General features: G+C 70.5%; 8 protein-coding genes. 4 read left to right on the forward strand and 4 right to left on the reverse strand.

The features are described 5' to 3' along the window. Positions 1–6: 6 nt before the first annotated feature. The 4 genes from D7Y13_RS11930 to thiS all read right to left on the reverse strand — a co-directional run bounded on the left by D7Y13_RS11930 (position 7) and on the right by thiS (position 2,764). Positions 7–1,050 (reverse strand): hypothetical protein, encoded by a 1,044-nt coding sequence (locus tag D7Y13_RS11930; protein ID WP_120582444.1) that lies wholly within the window; start codon positions 1,048–1,050, stop codon positions 7–9. A gap of 78 nt (positions 1,051–1,128) precedes the next feature. Next, entirely contained in the window at positions 1,129–1,749 is a 621-nt protein-coding gene (locus tag D7Y13_RS11935) for a thiamine phosphate synthase (RefSeq protein ID WP_120582445.1), read from the reverse strand. Then, complete coding sequence (locus D7Y13_RS11940; RefSeq protein WP_120537821.1) at positions 1,749–2,534, reverse strand: thiazole synthase; 786 nt, start codon at positions 2,532–2,534, stop codon at positions 1,749–1,751. The genes D7Y13_RS11935 and D7Y13_RS11940 overlap by 1 nt, the downstream gene beginning before the upstream one ends. Before the next feature lie 26 nt (positions 2,535–2,560). Beyond that, positions 2,561–2,764 carry a sulfur carrier protein ThiS gene (gene thiS, locus D7Y13_RS11945; RefSeq protein WP_120537822.1) on the reverse strand — a complete coding sequence of 68 codons (204 nt, stop codon included), beginning with the start codon at positions 2,762–2,764 and terminating at the stop codon, positions 2,561–2,563. A 340-nt stretch (positions 2,765–3,104) separates the two neighbouring features. Between thiS and D7Y13_RS11950 the strand changes: the two genes are divergently transcribed. From D7Y13_RS11950 to D7Y13_RS11965, 4 genes are all read left to right on the forward strand, one after another. Further along, the gene (locus D7Y13_RS11950; RefSeq protein ID WP_233595309.1) at positions 3,105–3,728 is read left to right on the forward strand and encodes an SPFH domain-containing protein; all 624 of its coding nucleotides are present in this window, start codon (positions 3,105–3,107) and stop codon (positions 3,726–3,728) included. A 211-nt stretch (positions 3,729–3,939) separates the two neighbouring features. Then, positions 3,940–5,070 carry a serine/threonine-protein kinase gene (locus D7Y13_RS11955; protein ID WP_120582446.1) on the forward strand — a complete coding sequence of 377 codons (1,131 nt, stop codon included), beginning with the start codon at positions 3,940–3,942 and terminating at the stop codon, positions 5,068–5,070. Positions 5,071–5,130: 60 nt separating this feature from the next. Next, positions 5,131–6,138: a dipeptidase gene (locus tag D7Y13_RS11960; RefSeq protein ID WP_120582447.1), complete on the forward strand. Its 1,008-nt coding sequence runs from the start codon at positions 5,131–5,133 to the stop codon at positions 6,136–6,138. A gap of 36 nt (positions 6,139–6,174) precedes the next feature. Beyond that, positions 6,175–6,552: a hypothetical protein gene (locus D7Y13_RS11965; RefSeq protein WP_120582448.1), complete on the forward strand. Its 378-nt coding sequence runs from the start codon at positions 6,175–6,177 to the stop codon at positions 6,550–6,552. The last annotated feature ends 109 nt before the right edge of the window (positions 6,553–6,661 follow it).

Raw genomic sequence — 6,661 nt, forward strand, 5'->3', positions numbered from 1 at the left:
CGGGTGTCAGGTGGACTGCGTCGTCGGGTCCGGGGTCGCGAGCCGGCGCTCCAGATCCAGGCCCTCGCGGCGCACGCGCATGTCCACGTAGAAGAACGCCGAGACGACGAAGCTCAGCGGTGTGAAGAAGGATTGCCCCACCACCTGCAACAGCTCCGCGGGCACCAGCAGGGCCTGGGGGATGGCCGCCTGGGCCGCCGGATCCAACAGGTTGCCGCCGTAGGTCAGTCGCACGATCCACGCGGGCAGTCCCGACACCAGGCTCACCGCCACGAGGATGCCGCCCACCACCGTGGACAGCACCATGGCCCGCACCGTCCCGCGCCCCATGAAGCCCGGCTCCACGCGGCCGGACAGCAACGCCCCGGAGCGCTTGAAGGCGGTCCATGCGCCCACGTCCTCCATCGCCAGCACGGGCGGCAGCAACATGAAGCGCAGGAAGTACCAGAGCACCGCGGCCAGTCCGCCCAGTCCCAGCAGGATGGCGCCGATGATGATCAGCGCCACGCTCAGCGCCGTGCTTCCTCCCGCGCCCTTGCCCGTGACGACCGCCACCACGGCCAGCCCCATGACGATGGAGCCCGGCAGGCACAGCAGCACCGTCACGCCCAGGGACCAGCCCAGGGACAGCAGGTAGGTGGCCGTCAGCGTGCCCAACCGGGACACCGCGCGGCGCAGGCCGTCCATGGGACGCACTGGATCCCCCAGGTGCGCGGGCACGACGTACCGTGCCGCCGCCGTGGTGGCGAACCAGAAGTTCCAGATGAGGAACACATACAGCACGCCCATCATCCCCATCGCGATGCCCGACTGGGTCAGCGCCTCCCTCGGGTTCGTCCCCGCGCTCGGCCCCTGCAACCCCGGCAGCACGCCCACCACGCGCGTCATCGCGAAGGTGAAGACCTTGACCGCGATGTAGTTGACCAGGTCGAACCCCAGACACAGGACGAACAGGGGCTTCAGGTGCGCGCGCCAGAACGTCGCGGCGCGGTCGATGATTTCCCCGATGGCGAGCGGGCGCAGTTCAGCGGAAGTCGCGGAGGGATTCACGGCCGCGCAGCATAGCGCGCCTCCACCGAGTAGGGCCGCGCATGCGTCCAGCTCGGTCCTGCCTGGGGGCCTGCTCCTTCAATCGTGAGGAGGCGCGCACGCCTCCAGCAGCGCCCGGGCCGCCTCGCGCGGGTCGTCCGCCTCCAGCACGGCGGAGATGACCGCGACGCCCAGGGCCCCGGGCACCATCCTCGCGCGCTCGGGCGTCATCCCGCCCAGCGCCAGGGCTGGGCAGGGCAGCCGGGCCGCGAGCGCCTGGAACCCCTCCGGACCCAGCGTGGCCCGTGTGTCCCCCGGCTTGGAGCCGGGCGCGAACACCGGGCTCACCAACGCCAGGTCTGCTCCCACCGCTGCATCCGCCTCGCTCGCGTCATGCACCGCCACGCTGAGGAGCCGACCTTCGGGCAGGTGCGGGCGCACGTCCCTGGGAGAAGGACCGGACGCGGGCAGGTGCAGGTGCGCGCCCACGAGCAGCGCGACGTCCAATCTGCCATTGACGAACAGCGCCCGCCCCCGGGCCCGGCAGAGGTCCGCCACGAGCCGGGCCTCCTCCAGGAACAGGCGGCCGGAGGCCTCCGGGTGACGGTGCTGCACGGCGACGTCGGGCCCCGCCTCCAGCGCCCGCTCCAGCGCGGACACCAGCCGCGTCCGGGGAAGGCGCCAGTCGGTGATGACGACGAGGCGGGGCAGGGACGTCACTACTCGACGAGCCCTTCGATGGGGCTGGACGCGGAGCCGTATGCCTTGCGCGGAATGCGGCCGGCCAGGTACGCGTCGCGGCCGGCCTCCACCGCCTTCTTCATGGCCACGGCCATGCGCACCGGATCCTTCGCGCCCGCGATGGCGGTGTTCATGAGCAGCGCGTCCACGCCCAGCTCCATGGCGATGGCCGCGTCGGACGCGGTGCCCACGCCCGCGTCCACGATGACCGGCACCTTCACCACCTCGCGGATGAGGCGCAGGTTGTGCGGGTTGCGGATGCCCAGGCCGCTGCCGATGGGCGCCGCCAGCGGCATCACCGCCGCGCAGCCCGCGTCCTCCAGCTTGCGCGCCGTGATGGGGTCGTCGCTGGTGTAGGGCAGCACCGTGAAGCCCTCCTTCACCAGGATGCGTGCCGCCTTCAGCGTCTCCTCGACGTCCGGGTAGAGCGTCTTCTCGTCGCCCAGGACCTCCAGCTTCACCCACTTGCTCATGCCCAGCTCTTCGGCGAGCCGGCAGGTGCGCACCGCGTCGTCCGCCGTGTAGCAGAGCGCCGTGTTGGGCAGCAGGCGCAGCTTGTTGCGGTCAATCCAGTTCATCAGCGACGCCTCGCCCGTGGCCTTCAGGTCCAGGCGCCGCACCGCCACCGTGACGAGCTCCGCGCCGGAGGCGTCGTGGCACTGCTTCATCACCTCGTGGCTGGGGTACTTCCCCGTCCCCACGATGAGCCGCGAGGTGAACGTCACTCCCGCCAGCGTGAAGGGCTTGTCCGCGATACCGCTCATGACCGTGTCCTCTTTCAGGCCTGCACTCACCCGCCACCCACGAAGGTGACGATCTCCACCCGGTCCCCATCCTGGAGCCGGTGCTCGGGGTGACGGGCGCGGCGCACCACCTCCGCGTTCACCTCCACCGCCACCCCCGGCCCGCTGCTCAACCCCAGCAGCGTCAGCAGGGACGAAAGGGTGCCACCCTCCGGCAGCTCTCGCGCTTCTCCGTTGACCCACACCGTCACGGCGTCACGACTCCTTGCGACCCGCACGTGCTCCTCGCGGGGACCGCCGCTGCCAGTACAAGGGCGGTTCTGCCCTGTCAACGCACAGCCTCCTTCACGAAACAGCCCTGTTACAGAGCGCCCCGACGGATTTTTCGCGCTCTGTTGAGTTTGTTCCGCCTCCCCAGCAGGCAGGCGACCAGGGCCTTTTTCATCGGAAAGGGCCCCCTGTGTCCTGGATCCGTCGCTGACAACCCCTGTGCAGGTACGGGGGGAGCGACCAGTTTCTGCCCAACGCCGGGGAACAAATCCACCGGCTTCCAGAACACATCACACAGGGGGCAGTCACATGCGGAAGCTCATGATTGCGGTTACTGCGGTGGCGGGGCTGACGATGGTCGCGGGCTGCAAGAAGGACGACGTCCAGGAGCAGCGCGAGGACGTCGCCGAGGCTCGCCAGGAAGCGGCGCAGGAGACGGCGGAAGCGCGTCAGGATGAGGGCCGTGAGGTGGCCTCCGCGCAGCACGACGCCAACGAGGAGATCGGCGCCGCGCAGCGCGACACCAACGAGGACATCGCGGAGGCGCGCCAGGACGCCAACAACAAGATCGCCGCCGCCAATGAGGACGTGCGCGACGAGGAGCAGGACCTGGCCGAGGCGCAGGCCAACCGCAACGAGGACCTGAATGACGACCTGGCCCAGGGTGGCTCGGGCATGGCCGGCGCGACCGCCGCCGCCACGACCATCAACGGTCGCGTGCTGTCGAAGTCGGGTGACACGCTGACGGTGGTGGACAGCAACAACCGCGAGCTGAAGATCAAGACCAACGACAAGACGGCGCTGATGGACAACGGCAGCCGCGCGGTGAAGATGGACGACATCAAGGAAGGCTCGCAGGTGCGCGCCTCGTACGTGATGGACGGCAAGGACATGGTCGCCCGCGACGTGACGCTGGTGGCGGCCGTGAAGAAGCTGGACAAGTAGTTTCGCGCCCCGCGCGCGTCGGTGCGCAGGCATGAAATGGCTTGAAGGCGACGGCTCCCGCGGCAGCGCGGGGGCCGTTTCCTTTTTAGTCGGGGATACACCCGGTGGGGTGGGGCGGGAATGTCTGACCCGGGTGGTAGGACGCGGGCGTGAGGTCTTCCTCATGCCTTCCCACCCCCGGGAAGCGCCTCCCGAAGGAGCGTCATCCACGATGGCCACCCATCCCCCCGCGCAGTCCGCGTCCCGGCCCTTCATCCTCTTCTCCACCGGGGCCACGTCTTATGAGCTGGTGCGCTACCTGGGGTCGCGCGCCGGAGGGGAGCTGCTGCTCGCCCGCCGGCACTACGCGCGCACGCCGGGGGGCCTGGTGCTCATCAAACGGCTGCGCGACGTCGGGGACGACGTAGGGCGGGCCCGGCTGCGCGAGGAGGTGAAGCTGCTCATGCGGCTGAGCCACCCGGCCATCGCCCCGGTGTACCTGGTGCGCGTGCACGACGGCGCGCCCCACCTCGTCATGGAATACGTGGACGGCCCGTGCCTGGAGACGCTGTCCAGCTTCGCGGCGCTGCGCAGGCGGCCGTTCTCGGAGGCGTTCGTCGCGTACGTGGGCGCGGAGGTGGCGGACGCGCTCCACCATGCCCACGCGCTGGAGGATGCGCGCGGATTCCCGGTGGGCGTCGTGCACCGGGACGTGAGCCCGCGCTCGGTGCGCGTGGATGTGCACGGGCGGGTGCGGCTTTCGGACTTCGCGCTCGCGTGGTCGCGGCTGCCGGGGCGCGTGGTGACGGAGCCGGGGCTCGTGCGTGGGGACGTGGCCTATGCCTCGCCGGAGGCCCTGGAGGGCCAGCCGCTGGATGGACGGGCGGACCTGTTCTCCCTGGGGATGGTGCTCCTGGAGCTGCTTACCGGATTGCACCTGCTGGACCTGGAGGACGTGGAGCGCGCGGCGCAGCAGGCACTGCCTCTTCCCGGCGCGCGGGGGCTGTGCGCGGAGACACCCAGCTGGTTGCCCGCGCCGCTGATGGCCGCGCGCATGGCGTGCCTGGCGCCGGCGCACGTGGAGCATGCGACGCGGGGGTTGTCCGAAGGCATGCGGGCGGTGCTCCGGCGGCTGCTGCGGCGTGAGCGCGACGCGCGCTTCCAGACCGGGGCGGAGCTGCGGGACGCGCTGCGGGAGCTGATGGGCGCGGCGGGGCGGCCCTATGGTCCTCCCGAAGCGCTTCGCGAGGTGGCGGAGGTGCGGACGGATGCCCTCGTGGGGCCTGCGGGGAGCGCGGAGGCCGGCCTGCCGCTGGAGGATGAGGTCTGGGCCGACGACGACAGCGGCGCGGACTGGAACTGATGCACGGTCCGGGTGAGCGGGTGCTTGTCATCGCGGGAGGCGGTGGCGAAGACTGCTGGCATGGGTGACGTGAAGGAATTGCACCAGCGCTGGTGCATCGCGGACGGTCATGCGGATTCACTGATGTGGAACCGCGACCTGTGCGAGCGGTCGACGGAAGGGCACGTGGACTTCCCCCGCCTTCGCGAGGCGGGGGTGAAGTTGCAGTGCTTCACACTGGTGACCCGGGGCTTCCCCTTCATTGGCGGCTTCCCGCTGTTCGCCGCGTGGCGCAAGTGGCCCCGCGAGGCGCGCGGCGGCGAATGGCTGCGCGCCCTCTGGCAGATTGAGAAGCTGGAGTCCTTCTGCGCGCGCTCCGGGGACACGGTGCGCATCGCCACCACCGGGGTGGGGCTGGAGGACAACCTCGCGCACGGGCGCCTGTCGGCGGTGCTGGGCGTGGAGGGAGGCCATGCCATCGAAGGCAAGGTGGAGCGACTGGCGGAGCTGCACCGGCGCGGGGTGCGCTTCATGGGGCTTACGCACCTGTCCAACAACGACCTGGGCGGCTCATCCTTCCCGATGATGGGCAACCGGGGGCTGACGCCGCTGGGGCATCAGGTGATGGAGCAGATGGCCCACCTGGGGCTGAGCGTGGACGTGGCGCACGCGTCCGAGCAGACGCTCACGGACCTCTTCGCGCACCCCACCGTGCGCTACTTCAGTTCGCACACCGGCGTGCGCGCGGCGGGCGGTGGCTGGCGCAACCTGTCCGACGTGGCGCTGCGCACCATCGCGCAGCGCGGCGGCGTGGTGGGCATCATCCTGGCGCCGGTGTACCTGGGCGGCGACACGATGGACGACGTGGTCCGCCACGTGGAGCACGCGGTGGATGTCATGGGCGAGGAGGGCGTGGGCGTGGGCTCCGACTACGACGGCATGGTGGCGCTGCCCAAGGGCATGCGGGACGTGACGGACCTGCCCCGCCTCACCGAGGCGCTGTTGCGACGACACCCGGAGTCCTGGGTGGAACGTGTGATGGGTGGCAACTTCCGACGTTACTTTCGCGAGACGCTCGGCGGCGGTTGACAGGGAAAAACCGCTCGCGAAGAGTCGCCGCCACCCATGAACCGTCTTTCTCTCGCGCTCCTGTCCTTCGGCTTCCTCCTCCTTTCCGGCTGTGGCGGGCCGGGCTCGGGTGACTCGTGTGACGGCGGGGACTACGTGTGCCTGGATGACGCGCAGGCGCTGGAGTGCCGGGCCGGGACGTGGCGCTCGCTGGCCTGCCGCGGGCCGCTGGGCTGCCGTGAGCTGTCGGACAGCGTGCGGTGCGACACGTCCCTCAACATCGAGAACGACGCGTGCGCGCAGGACGCCGAGGGCAAGGGCGTGTGCAGCCCGAACGGCGCGGCCCTGCTGCTGTGCCAGGGCGGCGTGCTGAAGAAGACGCAGGACTGCTCGTCGTGCACCGTGCAGGACGAACAGGTCGTCTGCGCGCCCTGACGTGACGGCCGCGCCGCCGGGTCCGGAAGCAGAAGTGGCTTCCGGACGGGGCTTGGGCTTCAGCGCTCCGGTTCACCTTCGCCGTTGGAAGAGGGCGGGGGGATTGGGG

It is taken from the genome of Corallococcus praedator (genome assembly GCF_003612125.1).
Classification (GTDB): domain Bacteria; phylum Myxococcota; class Myxococcia; order Myxococcales; family Myxococcaceae; genus Corallococcus; species Corallococcus praedator.

Excerpts from the sequence above, each read along its gene's own strand:
- D7Y13_RS11940 (WP_120537821.1), bottom strand. The coding sequence starts at position 2,534 with ATGAGCGGTATCGCGGACAAGCCCTTCACGCTGGCGGGAGTGACGTTC.
- D7Y13_RS11950 (WP_233595309.1), top strand. The coding sequence starts at position 3,105 with ATGATTGCGGTTACTGCGGTGGCGGGGCTGACGATGGTCGCGGGCTGC.
- D7Y13_RS11955 (WP_120582446.1), top strand. The coding sequence starts at position 3,940 with ATGGCCACCCATCCCCCCGCGCAGTCCGCGTCCCGGCCCTTCATCCTC.
- D7Y13_RS11960 (WP_120582447.1), top strand. The coding sequence starts at position 5,131 with ATGGGTGACGTGAAGGAATTGCACCAGCGCTGGTGCATCGCGGACGGT.
- D7Y13_RS11965 (WP_120582448.1), top strand. The coding sequence starts at position 6,175 with ATGAACCGTCTTTCTCTCGCGCTCCTGTCCTTCGGCTTCCTCCTCCTT.